Here is a 16,457-nt window from a genome sequence, read left to right on the forward strand (position 1 = left end):
GCCAGGCGGGCTTCCCGTTCCCTTACGCCGTCACCCCGTCCACGTACACCCAGCGCCCCTCCAGCCGGGCGAAGGTGCTCCGCTCGCGCAGGCGGTGCGTCCGTCCCCCCACCCGCAAGGTCGCCGTGAAGGTCACCTCGTCCCCCTCCGCCCGCTGGACCGTCAGCCCCAGGTATCGCGCCTCGTCATCGTCCAGGTCGAGGTCGGGCGGGCACGTCCCCGGGTGCCACGTCCGCCGCACGTAGGCCGTGTCGCGCAGGGCGTAGGCGGAGTACCGCGAGCGCATCAGCTCCTCCGGCGTCGCCGCCTCCCGCTCGCCCCGGTGCAGCGGCCCGCAGCACGCGCCGTAACTGCGCCCCGAGCCGCACGGGCAGGGCTTGAAGACGGGAAAGGGGAGGGGCATGGGAGGGAGGATAGCGGGCATACTGGGCCCCGATGACCGGCGAAGGCGTGATCACCTCCCTACAAAATCCGCACGTCAAGCGGCTCGCGCGCCTGCGTGGACGCCGCGACCGCGACCGCGAGGGCGTCATCCTGATCGAGGGCGCCCGCGAACTCTCCCGCGCGGTGGCGGCGGGGGTTGCGCTTCAGACCCTCTACCTCTGCCCGCCCCTTTTCAGCCCGGAAGCGCGGGAGGTGGCCCCCTCTCTCCCCGGCACCCCCGTCCACCTCTCCCGCGAGGCGTTCGAGAAGGTCAGCGGGCGCGAGAATCCGGACGGCCTGCTCGGGGTCGCCCCCACCCCTGCCCCACCCCTCCCCGACCCTTCCGGCGACGCCCTCCTCGTCGTGCTGCACGGCCTGGAAAAGCCCGGCAACGTGGGCGCGATCTTGCGGACGGCGGACGCGGCGGGGGCGTCGGGCGTGATCGTCCTCGGGCGCGGCGCCGACCCCTACGGCCCGAACGTGATCCGCGCGAGTCAGGGCAGCGTCTTCAGCCTGCCCGTCGTCGCGCTGGAGGAAGGGGAGGCGTTGGAATGGCTGGCCGGGCGGGGCTTCACGCGGGTCGCCTGCACCCCCGACGCCCCCCAGGTCTACTGGGACGCGCCGCTGACGGGCCGGGTCGCCCTCGTCCTGGGCGCGGAGCACGAGGGGTTGCCCCCGGAGTGGCGGGCCGCCGAACTGCCCGTCCGCGTGCCCATGCACGGCGCCGCCGACAGCCTGAACGTGGCGACCGCCGCCGCGCTCGTGCTGTACGAGTGCTTGAGACAGCGCCGAACGGTAGGGGGGTAGTTCAGGCGGAGTGCTAGCCTGCCCCGCATGACCACAACCTTGCCGAGGCGGGCCGACGTGCCGCGCGAGCAGACCTGGGACATCGAGGCCCTTTTTCCCACCGTGCAGGACTGGGAGGCCGAGGCGGAGGCCCTGCCCGGCGCCATCGACGCCCTGAGCAGGCACGCGGGGCAGCTCGGCGGCCAAGGCGCCCTCGCCGCCTACCTGCGCGAGGAGGGTGAGGTCGAGCTGAGGCTGACCCGCCTCCTCTCCTACGCGAGCATGGGGGCCAGCGTGGACGGCCGCGACGCCGAGGCCGCCGCCCGCCGCGACCGGGCCAGCGCCATCGCCGCTCAGTACGCCAGCGGGACCGCCTTCGCGGAACCCGAACTCCTCACGCTAGATGAGGCGACCGTGCGGGAGTGGCTTACCCACCCCGACCTCGCCGACCACCGCATCCGCCTGGAGCGGCTGTGGCGCACCCGCGAGCACGTCCGTTCCGCCGAGGTCGAAGAACTCCTCGGCGCCGTCCAGGCCCCCTTCGCCGCAGGGCGCGGCATCCACCCCACCCTCGCCAACATGGACCTGCGCTTCGGCACGGCCGGGGGCGAACCCGTCACCCAGGGCAACGTGGACCGCCTGACCTCCGACCCCGACCGCGAGGTCCGCCGCCAGGCCTGGGAGAACTACGCCGACGCCCACCTCGCCGTCCGCCACGCCCAGGCCGCGATGTACGCCACCAACGTCCGCCAGAACGTCTTCCTCGCCCGCGCCCGCCGCTACCCCGATGCGATCACCGCGACCCTCGCCCCCGACCGCATTCCGCTGGAGGTCGTGACCACCCTCCTCGATACCTACCGCGCCCACACGCCCACCTGGCACCGCTACTGGAACGTGCGCAAGAAGTGGCTCGGCCTCCCCGAGCTGCGCGAGTACGACGTGAAGGCGGCCCTGGTCCCCCCCCGCGAGGTGAGCTACGGGCAGGCGGTGGAGTGGATCGCGCAGGGCATGGCCCCCCTCGGCGAGGCGTACGTGCGGGAGCTGCGGGCGGGCCTGACCGAGGGGCGCTGGGTGGACTACGCCGCCAACGAGGGCAAGCGTCAGGGCGCCTATTCCGCCGGGGCCGGGCGGGTGAAGCCCTACATCTTCATGACCTGGAACGGCACCATGTCGAGCTACTCGACCCTCGCCCACGAGATCGGCCACTCCATGCACTCCCTGCTCTCCCAACGCGAGCACCCCCAGGCCGTGCCCCGGTACACCCTCTTCCACGCCGAGGTGGCGAGCAACTTCGATCAGGCGATGGTGCGGCAGTCCCTCTTGCAACAGGCGCGCGAGGCGGGCGACACCGCTTTCGAGGTGGCGATCATCGAGGAGGCGCTGTCGAACTTCCACCGCTACTTCTTCATCATGCCCACCCTGGCCGCCTTCGAGCTGGAGTGTTACCGCCGGATCGAGGCGGGCGGCACGCTGAGCGCCCCCGACCTGACGGGGCTCACCGCCGACCTTCTGAGTCAGGGCTACGGCGACGGGGTGACGATGGACCGCGAGCGCAGCGGCATCCTCTGGGCGCAGTTCTCCACCCACCTCTACGCCAACTTCTACGCCTACCAGTACGCCACCGGCATCAGCGCCGCCCACCAGCTCCTGACCCAGTTCGGCGCCGACCCGGAGGGCGCCCGCGAGCGTTACCTCGCCTTCCTGCGTTCCGGCGGCAGCCTCGACCCCATCGACGCGCTGAGGGAAGCCGGGGTGGACATGCTCTCACCCGAGCCCGTGGAGGCGACCTTCCGCACCCTGGCGGGGTACGTCGAGCGGCTGGAGGAACTGGAGGGAGAGCGGGCCTCCAGTTGAGACGACCACCCGTAGGGAAGCCGGAGACAGCGTGACGGGTGCCCCGCACCGTCCGCGTGGCCGCGCTCTTCCCGGGCCGAGCCCGGCTCGCCGGAGGAAGCTTCGGGCGACTTTGCCTTACGACGACACGGCCTCCGCGGGCGTGGCCGTGGTCCCGCTTCCCACCCGGATGAAGACCTCGTAGAGCGCCAGCAGCAGCACGGCGGCGACCACGATGCAGACGCCGATCAGTTCCAGCCCGCCCGCGCGGGCGATGACCCCGACCAGAGCGGTGAGGGTGGCCCCGCCCAGCCCGGCCGAGGCGATCTGGAAGCCGATGGCGCTGTCCGCGTGCGCCCGGCCGACGCGCCCCGGGGTCAGGCTGATCAGCGAGGCGAAGATGGGAGCGAGGAAAAAGCCGATGGTCATCAGCCCGGCGACCGAGAGCGGGCGGGTCGGTTCCAGCCAGAAGAGCAGGGCCCCGAGGGCGCTGGCGATCAGGCACAGCCGCAGCGTCCCCACCAGCGGAACGCGGTTGGCGATCAATCCGAAAAGAATCCGCCCGACCATCAGGCTGCCCCAGTAGAGGCTCACGAACAGCCCCGCCGCCCCCTCCGGGACCCCGCGCCCCAGCGTCAGGAGCGAGTAGCTCCACTGCGCGGTCGCCATCTCCAGCCCGGAATAGAAGAAGAAGGTCAGCATCCCCAGCCAGACGATGGGGCGCCGCAGCGTGTCGCGGGTGCGGGCCGCCGGGACGGGGGCGGCGGCCTCAGCGCCGGACGCCGCGGCGTCCACCCACCGCCCCCGGGTCAGGGCGAAGACGAGGGCCAGCAGCAACTGGGCGCTGCCGACGATGACGTAGCTCCAGCGCCAGACGTTCCCGGAGTTCAGCACCGCCGTGACGATGAGTGGCCCGAGGGTGGTCCCCAGCCCGAAAAAGGCGTGCAGCCAGTTGAGGGTGCGGGCGCTGAAGTGCGCCGCGCCGTAGGCGTTCAGCCCCGCGTCGATGGCCCCCCCGCCCAGCCCGGCCAGGAAGCCCAGCGCCAGCAGCAGCGGCCACAGGGGCGTGAGGGCAAAGCCCAGCAGGGCGAGCGCGGCGGCGAGCGTCGAGAGCGCGAGCACCGTGCCGATGGGCAGCACCCGCAGAATCCGCCCGCTGAGGAAGCTGGAGGTCAGGTACCCCGCCATCTGAACGGCCGCCAGCAGGCCGAGGGCGTCGAGCGGCACGCCGAAGTCCCCGCGGATGGACGGCCACGACACGCCCAGCAGGCCGTCGGGCAGCCCCAGGCTGATAAAGGCGAGAAACGCCAGCAGGGCGAGCAGGGGGCGGCGCGGCATAGGGACGATTACAGCAGAAAACCTCCGCAAAGAGCAGAAGCACGCACGCCCGTGTCCATTCAACCTCAGCTCGGGGTCTGCGGCCCACCGCCCCGCACCCCGAAGAAGAACCCCGGCGAGGCGGCGGCATGGCCGTCCGCTCAGGCCCCCGAGTCTCACCCACCGGCCCCACGGTGGAGGGCGAGGCCATCCCCGGCCCGTTGGCGGTGGACACGCCAGCACCCTCTGCATCCCTCCGACACGTGACGTCAGAAAGACAAACGTCACAACCTATTAGCTCGCTAAAAAATTCACTTGTCATATCCGTAGAAAGGGGTGAGTCTCCCCACCCCTTCCCACCCCCTTACGCCTGGGGCTGCTGGAGCTGTGGGCCGGGGACGAAGCCCTCCAGCGCCGCGTAATCGTCCTGAAAGTGCATCAGCACGCCGCCGAAGAGGGTATCGAAGGTCTCCTGGGGCATCTCGGCGAGGGTGGGGTAGAAGCCCACGTATTCCAGCCAGACGTTGCCGTCGCCGTCGATGGAGCGGGAAAAGGCCCGCTCGCGGTTGCGGTCGTTGAGGATATTCACGATCTCCGCGCGCCGCTCGGGGTACTGCTTCTGGGTCACGCAGGTGATCTCCAGGCGGCTGGTGTTGTTGGGGCCGTCATTCACGGAGACGAGCACCGCCGCGTCGCCCATCTCGAAGCGCCAGCCCATGCGGATGAAGCGCTGGCCGTTGTTTTCCTCGAGGTCGAGCTGAACTTCCTTGTCGCGCAGGTACTTCGCCAGCGTGTCCAGCGTCAGAAGCGCCGTTTCCATCGTCATTGAAACCAATCCTCCTCTAAGGGGTGAAGCCCGGGGCCGATTCTAACATCCCCGTTCAGACCCGGGGCGGGTCGAAGTGTCGGGGCCTACACCCGCTCCTTGGGGGCGTGGCTGAGCACCTCGCAGCCCCCCTCCGTCACCAGCACGAGGTCCTCGATCCGCACCCCGCCCACCCCCGGCAGGTACGCCCCCGGCTCGACCGTCACCACCATGCCCGCTTCCAGCATGTCCTCGCTGCCCCCCCGCAGGCTCGGCCCCTCGTGGATGTTCAGCCCCACCCCGTGCCCCAGCGAGTGCGCGAACGCCTCACCCAGCCCGTGCCGCTCCAGAATCCCGCGGGCCAGCGCGTCGAGGTCCGCCGCCCGCACCCCGGGCCGCACCGCGGCGACGGCGGCTTCCTCCGCCTCCAGCACGGCGTGATACACGCGCCGCATCTCCTCGGTCGGTGTGCCCACCGCCACCGTCCGGGTCATGTCGGAGTGGTAGCCCTTCAACCTCGCCCCGAAGTCCACCGTCACGAGGTCGCCGTCCTCGATCACCCTTTCCGACGCGACCCCGTGCGGCATCGCCCCGCGCGGCCCGCTCGCCACGATCACGTCGAAGCCGACCGACGCCCCCGCCCGCCGCAGCCCGAGTTCGAGTTCGAGCGCCACGTCGAGTTCGCGCACCCCCGCCCGGATCATGGGCCGCACCTCCCCGAACACCCGGTCGGCGACGCCTTGCGCGTCGCGGATCGCCTGCACCTCCTCCGCCGTCTTGACCAGGCGCAGCGCCTCCACCAGCCCCCGGGTCGGCACCAGCGCCGCGTCCCAGTGCGCCCGCAGGTCCTCCAGCCCCGCCACCGTCAGGTGCTCGGCCTCGAAGCCCACCCGCAGCCCCTTCACGGCGGAGGCGGCGTGCGCGTACGTTTCCGGCGGGCGGGCGACGAAGAGGGTCAGCGGCGACTCCTCCCGCGCCTGCACCGTGTACCGGGCGTCGGTGTAGAGTGTCGCCTCCCCCGCCGTCACCAGCACCTTGCCGTCCGAGGAACTCGAAAATCCGCTCAGCGCGCGCACGTTCGCCGGGCCGCTCACCCACAGGGCGTCCACGCCCGCGCGGCCCATCGCCGCCCTCAACCCCTCCAGTTGGCTCATCGCCGGGCAACGTAACACACGGCGCGGCGGCCGCTCTTCCGCGCCGCCTCCCTTCTGTCCCCACCGCGGGGACAAGGCGGCAGCCGCAATGCGGGGCGGCTTATACTCCTTCCTCGGGACAAAAGACAGTCGGCCTACCCCAGAGCCACAGGAGGAGAAACCGTGAAGCTTCACGAGTATCAGGGCAAGGAGCTCTTGCGCCGCTTCGGCGTCAACGTGCAAGAAGGCAGGGTCGCCTACACGCCCGACGAGGTGCGCGACATCGCCCGCGAGTACGGGCAACCCGTCGTCGTCAAGGCGCAGGTCCACGTCGGCGGACGCGGCAAGGCGGGCGGCGTGAAGTTCAGCCCCAACCTCGACAAGGCCTTCGAGAACGGCCAGAACATCCTCGGCATGGACATCAAGGGCCTGACGGTGAAAAAGGTCCTCGTGACCAAGGCCGTCGACATCGACGCGGGCACCGAGTACTACGTCGGCATGATCGTGGACCGCAACGTCCAGTCCTACACCCTGATGGCCTCCGCGGAAGGCGGCATGGAGATCGAGGAGGTCGCCGCCGCCACCCCCGAGAAGATCATCAAGCACCGCGTGGACCCGGTGACCGGCCTGCGCCCCTTCGAGGCGCGCGAGGTGGCGATCCAGGCCGGCTTCAAGGGCAACCTCAACAAGATCGCCGACATGATGGTCAAGATGTCGGAGGCGGCCCTCAAGATGGACGCCGTGCTCGTCGAGATCAATCCCCTCTTCGTGGAGGCGGACGGCACGCCGCTCGCGCTCGACACCAAGTTCGAGATCGACGACAACGCCATGTACCGCCACAAGGACCTTCTCGACTGGCGCGAGCTGGAGGCCGAGCACCCGCTGGAGATCGAGGCCAGCAAGTACGGCTTCGCCTATGTGAAGCTCGACGGCAACGTGGGCGTGCTGGGCAACGGGGCCGGGATCGTGATGACCTCCCTGGACGTGGTGAACCGCGCCGGGGCGAAGCCCGCCAACTTCCTCGACATCGGCGGCGGCGCGAAGGCCGACATCGTGTACAACGCGGTCAAGCTGGTGTCCAAGGACCGCGACGTGCAGGCCATCTTCATCAACATCTTCGGCGGCATCACCCGCGCCGACGAGGTGGCGAAGGGCGTCATTCAGGCGCTCAACGAGGGCATCCTGACCAAGCCCGTCCGGATGCGGATCGCGGGCACGGCGGAGGAAGAGGCCAAGGCGCTGCTCGCCGAGGTCAACAGCCCCCTGATCCAGATGTACCCCGACATGTTCCAGGCTGCCGAGGCTGCCGCACAGGAGGCGAACAAGTAATGGGCATCCTCGTCGATAGCAACAGCCGCGTCATCGTCCAGGGCATCACTGGCCGCGAGGGCGCCAACCACGCCCGCGCGATGCGCGAATTCGGCACCCAGGTCGTCGCGGGTGTGACCCCCGGCAAGGGCGGCCAGGAGTTCGAGGGCTGGCCGGTGTATAACTCCGTCGAGGAGGCCAAGACGGCCCACGACGCCAACGTCTCCATCATCTTCGTGCCCCCCGCCGGGGCCGCCGACGCCGTGCTGGAGGCCGCCCACGCGGGCATCCCCCTGATCGTCCTGATCACCGAGGGCGTGCCCACCGTGGACATGATGCGCGCCGTGCAGGAAGTGAAGGCCCTCGACGCCATGAGCCGTGAACAGGGCGGTCAGGGCATCCGCCTGATCGGCGGCAACTGCCCCGGCCTCGTCACCAGCGGCGAGTGCAAGGTGGGCATCATGCCCAACAAAATCTACGGGCAAAAGGGCCGCGTGGGCCTGATCTCCCGCTCGGGCACGCTGACCTACGAGGCCGCCAAGCTGCTCGGGGACGCGGGCCTGGGCACGAGCACCACGGTGGGCATCGGCGGCGACCCGGTGATCGGCACGACCTTCGCGGACGTGCTCCCGATGTTCGAGGCCGACCCCGAGACGGACGCGGTGGTCGTGATCGGCGAGATCGGCGGCGCGGACGAGGAGGCGGCGGCCGAGTACATCGCGCAGAACATGAACAAGCCCGTCGTCGCCTTTATCTCGGGCCGCTCCGCCCCCAAGGGCAAGCGCATGGGCCACGCGGGCGCGATCATCATGGGCGACGTGGGCACCCCCGAGAGCAAGCTCGCCGCCTTTGGGGCCGCGAACGTGCCCGTCGCCGACACCATGCCCGAGATCGTGGACCTGGTGAAAAAGGCGCTGAACGTCACCGCCTGATCGGGGCGGGAGCGGGGGAGAGGAGGCCGGGGCCGGGACGCTTCGGCCTCCCTTCCTTTGCCCCCTCCACCCCCAAGCCGTCATGTGCCGTCAACTGGCCGTCAGGCCCGCGCGTAGACTGGGGGCATGAAGACCCGCTTCCTCCCCCTCGCCGCGGCCCTCCTCGCCCCCCCGGCAGGGGCCCTCACGGTGACGGGGAGTGTGGCGGGAAGCGCCCTACCCGAGACCCGCGTGGGCGTGTGGGCCGTCAGCGCCTCCGGCCAGCCCGTGCAGGAGGTCGCCAGCGTGCCCGTGACGGCGGGCGGACGCTTCCGCCTCGGTCTGCCGGACACCGTGCCCGCCCCCCGCGCCCAGACCCCCCTCAGCGCCCAGAATGTCGCGTGGCCCGGCGTCCTCGATCCGGTCAGCGTCAGCGCTCCCGCCCAGGCCGCCGAGCTGAAGTTCTTCACCTACCGCGACGTGAACAGGAACGGCACCCGCGACGAGAGCGAGGAGCTGAACGAGGCGACGGCCAACCTGGGGCGCGGCACCCTCTTCGTCGTGTGGGTGGGTAGCGACGTGACGGTCAAGGCCAACCGGGGCTACGAGGCGGCCCTCAAGCGCGGCTGGAACGCCCTGGTGGTCGAGGTGGCCCGGGCGGTGAAGGTGACCCCCTATGCGGACGGGGCGGAAGTGACGTTGCGGGCGGGGCGGTGAGGGGAGGGGGCCTGGGGAGGTGACCCGGGCCCCTCTCGCTCCAACAGGGTGCTGCACCCAGCAGCCGTCTCTCCCGGTCTGGAAGGGGTCCTCGCCGTTCAAGAAAAACCGCCCCAGTTTCTGCCGGAGCGGTCGGGAACCCGAAGTCCCTACCCCTCCCCGTGCTGGGGCATACTCGCCGTGATCGCCGGGTCCACCCCGTCCCCGAACCGCTTGAAGTTCTCGCGGAACATCCCGGCCAGCTTGCGGGCCGTGCGGTCGTAGGCGTCCTTGTCCGCCCAGGCGTCGCGCGGGTTCAGGACCTCGCTCGGCACACCGGGGACCCCGGTCGGAATCTCCAGATCGAAAAAGGGCTCGCGGACGAACTTCACGTCATCGAGTTCGCCGGAAAGCGCCGCGTTGATCAGACGCCGGGTGTGGGCGATGCTCATGCGCCTGCCCTGGCCGTACTGCCCGCCGGTCCAGCCCGTGTTCACCAGCCACACGCGGGCGCCGCTCTCCCCGACCTTCTTCGCCAGCAAACGGGCGTACTCGCCGGGGTGACGGGGCATGAAGGGCGCCCCGAAGCAGGTCGAGAAGGTCGGGCTGGGCTCGGTCACGCCGTCCTCGGTGCCGGGAATCTTGGCCGTGAAGCCGCTGATGAACTGATACATCGTCTGCTCGGGGCTCAGGCGGCTCAGCGGCGGCAGCACCCCGAAGGCGTCGGCGGTCAGGAAGACGATGTTCTTCGGGTGCCCGGCCATCCCCTCAGGCACGATGTTGTCGATCTGCGTGATGGGGTAGGCGCTGCGGGTGTTCTCGGTCAGCGAGCCGTCGTCGAGGTCGGGGGTGCCGTCCCCTCTCAGCACGACGTTTTCCAGCACCGTGCCGTGGGTCCGCGTGGTGCGGTAGATGGCGGGCTCGGCCTCCGGGTTGAGGTTGATCACCTTGGCGTAGCAGCCCCCCTCGAAGTTGAAGACGCCCGTGTCCGTCCAGCCGTGCTCGTCGTCGCCGATGAGCTTGCGGGTAGGATCGGCCGAGAGGGTCGTCTTGCCCGTGCCGCTCAGGCCGAAGAAGAGGGCCACGTCGCCGCCTTCGCCCACGTTCGCCGAGCAGTGCATGGGCATCACCCCCTGCTCCGGCAGCAGGAAGTTCAGGACCCCGAAAATGCCCTTTTTGTTCTCGCCCGCGTACTGGGTGCCCCCCGCGATGATCATCTTCCGGCTGAAATTCACCAGGATGAAGGTCTCGCTCCGCACGCCGTCGCGCTCCGGGTCCGCCTTGAACGAAGGGATGTTCAGGACCGTCCAGTCGGGCCCGAAGTCCTCCCGCTCGGCCTCGGTGGGGCGCACGAACATGTTGCGGACGAACAGCGAGTGGTAGGCCATCTCGGTCACCACCCGCACGGCGAGGCGGTGCGCGGGGTCGGTCCCGGCGAACACGTCCTGCACGAAAAGTTCGCGGCCCTCGGCGTAGGCGGTCATCCTCTCCAGCAGGCCGCCGAAGACCCCCGGGCTCACGGGCGTGTTGAAGCCGCCCCACCACACCGCGCCCCGGGTGAGATCGTCCTCCACGATGAAGCGGTCTTTCGGGCTGCGGCCCGTCTTGTTCGTGCGAACGGCGAGGGGCCCGCCCGCCGCCACCTGCCCCTCGCCCAGCCGCAGGGCGGCCTCGTACAGCTCCTCCACCCCGGGGTTGTGGTGCAGCGTGGCGTGGCGGATGCCGAGGGTCTGGAGCGGATTGGAACTCGTCAGGCTCATGGGTTGCCTCCGGAAGGGGTTGGTGTAGGAAAGAACACACTGATCCTCGCTCAGGAAGCGGTTCCATACCAACCTTGGTGTTGTCACGCCAAAGGAAACACCCGCGCACGGAACGCAAGAAACAGGTGGTCGGGGTGAGGGTCGCCGTGGCCGCCGCCCCGAACACAGGAGAGGGGGAGCACCCGGTCCCCCGAATGCCCCCCCTGGATGAAGGCTCGTCTCAGCGGGTCTGCCCGCCACCCGTGCTCGGCAGGGGTCGGCCCTGGGCGTCCACGACGCGGACCTCGCGGTAGGTGCCGGGCACGCGCACGATGGTCCACGGGCTCGTCAGGGCCTGGGTGGTGATCGCGCCGGGGCTGGGCGACCGCACCTCGGCGGTGAGGGTGAGGACGCCGTTCTGGCCGCTCGCGCCCACGACCCGCACCCCGTAGCCCCCCGTGGACTGCTGCCCCAGGAAGAGGCCGACCGCCGTGCTCCCCGCCCCCAGGCTCGGCGCGGCGGGCACGCCTGTCTGGCGCCCGTAGGCGAGGTTGTAGAGCGCGGTCAGGGCGCTCTGGGTGGTGGCGACCTGCACCGCCGGGGCCGTAACGGCGGCGTTCGTGCCGCTGGCGAGTTCGGTCAAGGTCACGCGCGCCCCCTGGGCCTGAGGCTGGGTACTGCCGGGCTGGCCCGCCCCCGGCGTGATCGTGACGGTGCCGGTGGCTGTCCCCGGCAGGGCGACCGTGCGCACGTTCGGCAGCACGTACAGCGCCGTGCGGCGGTACTCGGTCGGGGTGGGCTCGACCGTGAGAGGCGCGTCGGGCACCGCCGCCTCGTTCAGCACGGCCACGGCGAGTGGCCCCTGGCTCACGAGCGCGGCGCTCAGGGCGTCGGCCTCCGCGTCGGTGAGGTTGCCCGCCCCGCGCAGCCCGGCGACGGCGGTGCCCCGCAGGCCCGGGCCCGCCGGAGCGCTCAGGCGGCTCCAGCCCCGCCCGTCGGTGAAGTACACGGTGCCTGCCGCCTCGTTGAGGGTCACGTTGAACAGGCCCTGCGTGTCGCGCGTGACGGCCAGCTTGGGGGTGACGGCGCCCGTGGGCAGGCGGTACGTCGCCTTCCCGTTCACGCTCAGGGTGCCCGCCACGGCGAGGGGGTCGGGGACCTGGGCACGCAGTTCCACCGCCTGGTTGCCGAGCTTCACGCCGCTCTGGGCCGAGCCCCGCAGGTCGCCGTACACCCAGGTGATGCGCTCCTGGGTGCCGCCGTAGAGCAGCACCTCGTGGACCCTCAGGTTGCCGGGGCCGGTCATCGAGCAGCCCGCGAGGAGACCCGCGCCCAGGGTGAGCGCGGCGGTCAGGGATGTCTTCATGCGGCCAGCTTAGGCACGCCGCCTGACGACCGACTGAAGCTCTCCTTCAGGAAACCCCCACGCGCCCTCCGTTCGCCGCTCCGCGCCCGCGCCCACGGCTCAAGAGTTCCCGCGCGTGCGAGAGCGCCGCCTCCGAGGTGTTGCCGCTGAGCATCCGCGCGATCTCCTCCAGCCGCTCGTCTTCGCCCAGAAGGCGGACCCGGCTCACCGTGCGCCCGTCCTCGACCTGTTTTTCCACCTTGTAATGGTGGTCGGCCCGCGCGGCGATCTGCGCGAGGTGGGTCACGACGAGGACCTGCCGCTCGCTCGCCAGCCGCCCGAGCTGATCGGCGACCGCGAGCGCCGCCGCCCCGCCGATCCCCGCGTCCACCTCGTCGAACACGACGGCGGGGGTCTCCGCGCCGAGCACCGTGCTGATCGCCAGCATCACGCGCGACAGCTCGCCGCCCGAGGCCACGTCTGCGAGCGGCCCGAGGTCCTCGCCGGGGTTGGCGGTGAAGTGCAGGGTCACGTCGCTCAGCCCCGAGGGGCCGGGGTGGGGCAGCGGCGTCACCCGGAACTCCAGCCGCGCGTGCGGCATCCCCAGCTCGCGGATCACGGCGACGAGGCCCGCCGCCAGGGGTCCGGCGAGGTGGCGGCGGGCCTCGTCCAGTTCCTGACCCGCCCGCACCGCCTCGCCCTCCAGCCGCCCGACCTCGGCCTCCAGGGTGCCCGCGTCCCGCTCGTCGCGGTCGAGTTCGGCGAGTTCCGCCTCCGCGGACGTGTGGAAGGCGAGCACGTCCTCCAGGGTCGGGCCGTACTTGGCGCGCAGTTTGCCGAGCGCGGTCAGCCGCCCCTCCACCCGGGCGAGTTCCTCGGGGTCGGGGGCGCTGTCCTCGGCCACGTCGCGCAGTTCTCCGACCACCGCCTGCACGGCGTCGAGGGCGTCCCGCAGGTCGCGCTGGAGCTGGGCGCTCGTCTCGTCGTACTTCGCCCCGGCGTTGAGCGCCCTCAGCGCCTCGGCGATCAGCCCCACCGCGTTCGTCTCGCCGTCCGAGAGGAGGTCGAGCGCCCCCGCCGCCCCCTGCGCGATGGTCTCCAGGTTGGATAAGCGGGTGAGTTCGTTGCCCAGCGGCTCCTCCTCGCCGGGCTGGGGAGCAAGCCCCTCGATCTCGCGGACCTGGAAGGTCAGGAGGTCGAGCTGCCGCGCCCGCTCGCGCTCGCCCGCGCGCAGGTGCTCCAGCCGCGCCCTCGCCTCACCCCACGCCCGGTAGGCCGCCGTGTAGGCCGCGACCTCTGCCCCCACCTGGCGGTCGAGAAGGGCGCGCTGGTTGGCGGGGGTCAGCAGGCTGACCGCGCTGTGCTGCCAGTGGATCGTGAGGCGGGTGGCGGCCCACTCCTGAAGCTCGCGCACCGAGACGACCTCGCCGTCGAGGCGGGCGGTGCCGCGGCCCTGGGTGGTCACCCGGCGGCTGGCGCTGTACTCGTCCTCGCCGCCCCAGAAACCGGTGACGAGCAGGCCGTCTTCCCCGGTGCGGATCAGGTCGGTGTTCGCCCGCGAGCCCAGCAGCAACCCGAGCGCGTCCACGATGATGCTCTTGCCCGCGCCCGTCTCGCCGGTAAAGGCGCTGAAGCCCCCCCGCAGCTCCAGCGTGAGGTCGCGGATGGTGGCGAGGTTGCGCACCTCCAGCCGCGACAGGAGGGGCCCTGCCGGGGCCGGGCCGGGCGCGGGCGAAGGCGGCGCGGTGGGGGCGGTGGTGGCGCGGGCCTTGCGGGTCACGCCCCCGAGTGTAGAGCGTCCGGGGTGGGGCAAAGGAGCACGGGCGTCACGGTGTGGGCCCGGCGGGGGACCGGAGCGGGCGGATGGGGACGGGGCGCCGGGAACATGAAACCCACGTCACGGTCTGCCCACACTCCGGGCGGCGGGGGCTTCCAGAATGGGGGCCGCATGGGTTCCCGCTTCTCCCCTGGAGGGGGCGGCGGAACGTGAAAGGAGTAGGGACATGGACAAGCTCAACCCGGAGAAGGGGACGGGCCGCCGGATGCTGCTGCTGGGCGGCCTGAGCGCCCTCGCCCTGAACGAAGGCGCCCGGCGCAAGCTGGCTGAAGGCACCCGCGACCTCCTCGGGCAGGCCCAGGAGGCGGTGGGGGACACCGTGGATTCGGTGAAGCCCACCCTGGCGCAGGCCGCTGCCGAGGCCGGACACGCGGCCCATCAGGCGACACGGAAGACGGCCCGAACCGTGGACACCCTGCGGGACAAGGCCCCCGCCCACGCCGAGTCGGTGCTCGACCGCGCCGGGGACGCCGTGGAGGCCGCCGCAGGCACGGTCACGGCGGTGGCGGGCGCTGGGGCGGCCAAGGCCGCGGCCGTCGCCCACGACGTGCACCGGGGCGTCAAGCGCGGCGTGGAGGCGCTCGGCGAGACGGTGGAGGACCTGGCCGAGGACGCCGGGCGGGCGCTCCAGGGCACCGGGCGGCAGGTGAGGCGCGAGGTGCGGGCGAAGCAGGCGCAGGGGGCCCGCGCGGCCGGGAAGGCCGCCCGCGTGGCCGCGGCTCGCCGCCGTCAGGGCGAACACCTGCTCAAGGGCGCGGCGGCGCAGGTCAGGCAGGAGGCGCACGCCCACAACGTCCAGGGGGCCCGGGACGCCGGGGCGGCGGTGGTCTCCGCCGAGACCGCCCTGCGTCACGCCGAGCAGGCGCTCAGGGCCGCCCGCGTGGACGCCGGGAAGGAGCTGCGGGCCATGCAGCGGGCCTGGAACACCGACGAGATCGAGCGCGAGGTCCGGCGGCAGGTCGGGTCGCTCTCCGGGGGGACGAGGAAGGAACTCGCCCGCCTGAGCAAGCAGAAGGGACGTGTTGCCAAGTCCGAGGCGCGGGGCGGCGGGAGTGGGGGTCTCGTCGGCCTGCTGCTCCTGGGGACGGGTGCGGTCGTGCTCGCCCGCGTGCCCGCCGCCCGTCAGGCGATTCTGGGCGCGGTGGGCCGCGTGAGCCCGGAGGCCGCCGAGAACCTGCACCGCGCCAGCCGCAGGGCCCGCGAGATCGTGGGCACCATGTGGATCGAACACATCGAGGAACCGGCCCCCGCTCCCGCCGCCGCAGGCGGGACCCAGGCGGGCACCACGGGCGCGACCTGGGGCGGTTCGCCCGCCGCCGGGTCCGCCGCCGCGGGGGGGCCCTCGACGCCCGCCCAGAATTCCGGCAACAAGACCAACTGAACACCGCGGGGAAGGGGGGCCGCCCCACTCCCCGGGCGGTCCTCCCTCTTCGTGACCCGCGGTACACTCTGGGGCGATGTCCACCCCCCCAGACGCGCCGCTCGCCCTGATCGGTCATTCCCCGGCCGCCGCCCGCGCCCTGCGCACGGCGGGGCTGATCGCCGTGGAGGTGCCCGACGAGAACCTCGGCGCGGTGATGCAGGCGTGCCGCACCCTGCGCTTCTCGGGGGCCCTCGTGCACGGGGCGCGGGAGGGCGCGGCGGCCGGGGCCACCGACCCCGACGCCAGCGCCCGCCGGATCGGCAGGGTGGATGCCGTCGCCTTTACCGCCGGGGGGGCCCACGGCACCTACGCCCTGGCCGACGCCCTCACCGACGCCGTGGAGGCGAGCGGCTACGCGGCGCGCGGGGCAGGCGCCCTGCTGCTGGGTTCGGGGGGTGAACTCGCCCGCGCCCTGCCCCTCGTGCGGCTGGGCTTTACCACCGTCGGCATCGCCGCCGACAGCGTGCCCGACGCCGAGCGCTTCGTGCGCGACCTTCCCGCCGGGGTGCGGGCCTTTCCGGTCAGCCGCTTCGACCCCGCCCTGGCGGCCCTCGCCGAGCGCGCCGACCTGATCGTCCTCACGGGCGGGACCCTCCCCCCCGGTCTCCTCCAGCCCTACCACACCCTCGCCGACCTCACCGGGCGCGCGAACCCCGGGGCGAGCGGCGCGGCCACCCTCGACCTCCGCCTCCTGCCCGCCCTGCGCCTCTCCCGCCAACTGCTGCACGCGACCGGGCAGCGCTACCGCCCCGAGGACCTGACGGACCTTGCGGGCGTGCTGGCCTAGAGGCTGTGTAAAAGGCGTTCCAAGTTGAGGGGAGAGGGTCTGTGGTGAGCAGAATGGGGGATGGTGCGACAAGGGTACCCGAGTGATGTCGATGACGAGACGTATCATTTCCTG

Annotated in this window: 14 protein-coding genes; 7 read left to right on the forward strand and 7 right to left on the reverse strand. The window is 71.8% G+C overall.

Features of this window, described 5'->3' with window-relative positions; translation table 11 throughout:
- Positions 1 to 22 precede the first annotated feature (22 nt).
- Entirely contained in the window at positions 23 to 403 is a 381-nt protein-coding gene (locus IC605_RS23625) for a YchJ family protein (protein WP_216329606.1), read from the reverse strand.
- 32 nt (positions 404 to 435) lie between these two features.
- Here IC605_RS23625 and IC605_RS23630 point away from each other — a divergent pair, with 32 nt between their 5' ends.
- Together IC605_RS23630 and pepF are read left to right on the forward strand one after the other, a co-directional pair.
- Positions 436 to 1,230 (forward strand): TrmH family RNA methyltransferase, encoded by a 795-nt coding sequence (locus IC605_RS23630; protein ID WP_216329609.1) that lies wholly within the window; start codon positions 436 to 438, stop codon positions 1,228 to 1,230.
- Between the two features lie 27 nt (positions 1,231 to 1,257).
- Positions 1,258 to 3,063: an oligoendopeptidase F gene (pepF, locus tag IC605_RS23635; RefSeq protein WP_216329611.1), complete on the forward strand. Its 1,806-nt coding sequence runs from the start codon at positions 1,258 to 1,260 to the stop codon at positions 3,061 to 3,063.
- Between the two features lie 117 nt (positions 3,064 to 3,180).
- Here the strand turns inward: pepF and IC605_RS23640 are convergent, their stop codons facing one another.
- From IC605_RS23640 to IC605_RS23650, 3 genes are all read right to left on the reverse strand, one after another.
- Positions 3,181 to 4,380: an MFS transporter gene (locus IC605_RS23640; protein ID WP_216329613.1), complete on the reverse strand. Its 1,200-nt coding sequence runs from the start codon at positions 4,378 to 4,380 to the stop codon at positions 3,181 to 3,183.
- Positions 4,381 to 4,723: 343 nt separating this feature from the next.
- The gene (locus IC605_RS23645; protein WP_216329614.1) at positions 4,724 to 5,185 is read right to left on the reverse strand and encodes a YbjN domain-containing protein; all 462 of its coding nucleotides are present in this window, start codon (positions 5,183 to 5,185) and stop codon (positions 4,724 to 4,726) included.
- Between the two features lie 86 nt (positions 5,186 to 5,271).
- Complete coding sequence (locus tag IC605_RS23650; RefSeq protein ID WP_216329616.1) at positions 5,272 to 6,318, reverse strand: M24 family metallopeptidase; 1,047 nt, start codon at positions 6,316 to 6,318, stop codon at positions 5,272 to 5,274.
- 162 nt (positions 6,319 to 6,480) lie between these two features.
- On the opposite strand from IC605_RS23650, the gene sucC reads away from it, so the two are divergent.
- The 3 genes from sucC to IC605_RS23665 all read left to right on the forward strand — a co-directional run bounded on the left by sucC (position 6,481) and on the right by IC605_RS23665 (position 9,233).
- On the forward strand, positions 6,481 to 7,626 hold the full coding sequence (gene sucC, locus IC605_RS23655; RefSeq protein ID WP_216329618.1) for an ADP-forming succinate--CoA ligase subunit beta: 1,146 nt from the start codon (positions 6,481 to 6,483) through the stop codon (positions 7,624 to 7,626).
- Positions 7,626 to 8,537, forward strand: a complete 912-nt coding sequence (gene sucD / locus IC605_RS23660; protein WP_216329620.1) for a succinate--CoA ligase subunit alpha — start codon at positions 7,626 to 7,628, stop codon at positions 8,535 to 8,537. Before sucC ends, sucD begins: the two co-directional genes overlap by 1 nt.
- Positions 8,538 to 8,663: 126 nt before the next feature.
- Positions 8,664 to 9,233 carry a hypothetical protein gene (locus tag IC605_RS23665; protein ID WP_216329622.1) on the forward strand — a complete coding sequence of 190 codons (570 nt, stop codon included), beginning with the start codon at positions 8,664 to 8,666 and terminating at the stop codon, positions 9,231 to 9,233.
- A gap of 149 nt (positions 9,234 to 9,382) precedes the next feature.
- Here IC605_RS23665 and pckA read toward each other — a convergent pair whose 3' ends face one another.
- The 3 genes from pckA to recN form a co-directional block, all read right to left on the reverse strand.
- Positions 9,383 to 10,972, reverse strand: coding sequence for a phosphoenolpyruvate carboxykinase (ATP) (pckA, locus tag IC605_RS23670; RefSeq protein WP_216329625.1), 1,590 nt, complete (start codon positions 10,970 to 10,972; stop codon positions 9,383 to 9,385).
- A 220-nt stretch (positions 10,973 to 11,192) separates the two neighbouring features.
- Positions 11,193 to 12,317, reverse strand: coding sequence for a protease complex subunit PrcB family protein (locus tag IC605_RS23675; RefSeq protein ID WP_216329627.1), 1,125 nt, complete (start codon positions 12,315 to 12,317; stop codon positions 11,193 to 11,195).
- A 46-nt stretch (positions 12,318 to 12,363) separates the two neighbouring features.
- Positions 12,364 to 14,076, reverse strand: coding sequence for a DNA repair protein RecN (gene recN / locus IC605_RS23680; RefSeq protein WP_216329629.1), 1,713 nt, complete (start codon positions 14,074 to 14,076; stop codon positions 12,364 to 12,366).
- Between the two features lie 223 nt (positions 14,077 to 14,299).
- Here recN and IC605_RS23685 point away from each other — a divergent pair, with 223 nt between their 5' ends.
- Complete coding sequence (locus IC605_RS23685) at positions 14,300 to 15,514, forward strand: hypothetical protein (protein WP_216329631.1); 1,215 nt, start codon at positions 14,300 to 14,302, stop codon at positions 15,512 to 15,514.
- Positions 15,515 to 15,590: 76 nt separating this feature from the next.
- Entirely contained in the window at positions 15,591 to 16,343 is a 753-nt protein-coding gene (locus IC605_RS23690; RefSeq protein WP_216329633.1) for a shikimate dehydrogenase, read from the forward strand.
- The last annotated feature ends 114 nt before the right edge of the window (positions 16,344 to 16,457 follow it).

The organism is Deinococcus aestuarii (assembly GCF_018863415.1).
In the GTDB taxonomy this organism is placed as follows: domain Bacteria; phylum Deinococcota; class Deinococci; order Deinococcales; family Deinococcaceae; genus Deinococcus; species Deinococcus aestuarii.

Excerpts from the sequence above, each read along its gene's own strand:
- IC605_RS23625 (WP_216329606.1), bottom strand. The coding sequence starts at position 403 with ATGCCCCTCCCCTTTCCCGTCTTCAAGCCCTGCCCGTGCGGCTCGGGG.
- IC605_RS23630 (WP_216329609.1), top strand. The coding sequence starts at position 436 with ATGACCGGCGAAGGCGTGATCACCTCCCTACAAAATCCGCACGTCAAG.
- pepF (WP_216329611.1), top strand. The coding sequence starts at position 1,258 with ATGACCACAACCTTGCCGAGGCGGGCCGACGTGCCGCGCGAGCAGACC.
- IC605_RS23640 (WP_216329613.1), bottom strand. The coding sequence starts at position 4,380 with ATGCCGCGCCGCCCCCTGCTCGCCCTGCTGGCGTTTCTCGCCTTTATC.
- IC605_RS23645 (WP_216329614.1), bottom strand. The coding sequence starts at position 5,185 with ATGACGATGGAAACGGCGCTTCTGACGCTGGACACGCTGGCGAAGTAC.
- IC605_RS23650 (WP_216329616.1), bottom strand. The coding sequence starts at position 6,318 with ATGAGCCAACTGGAGGGGTTGAGGGCGGCGATGGGCCGCGCGGGCGTG.
- sucD (WP_216329620.1), top strand. The coding sequence starts at position 7,626 with ATGGGCATCCTCGTCGATAGCAACAGCCGCGTCATCGTCCAGGGCATC.
- IC605_RS23665 (WP_216329622.1), top strand. The coding sequence starts at position 8,664 with ATGAAGACCCGCTTCCTCCCCCTCGCCGCGGCCCTCCTCGCCCCCCCG.
- pckA (WP_216329625.1), bottom strand. The coding sequence starts at position 10,972 with ATGAGCCTGACGAGTTCCAATCCGCTCCAGACCCTCGGCATCCGCCAC.
- IC605_RS23675 (WP_216329627.1), bottom strand. The coding sequence starts at position 12,317 with ATGAAGACATCCCTGACCGCCGCGCTCACCCTGGGCGCGGGTCTCCTC.
- IC605_RS23685 (WP_216329631.1), top strand. The coding sequence starts at position 14,300 with ATGGACAAGCTCAACCCGGAGAAGGGGACGGGCCGCCGGATGCTGCTG.
- IC605_RS23690 (WP_216329633.1), top strand. The coding sequence starts at position 15,591 with ATGTCCACCCCCCCAGACGCGCCGCTCGCCCTGATCGGTCATTCCCCG.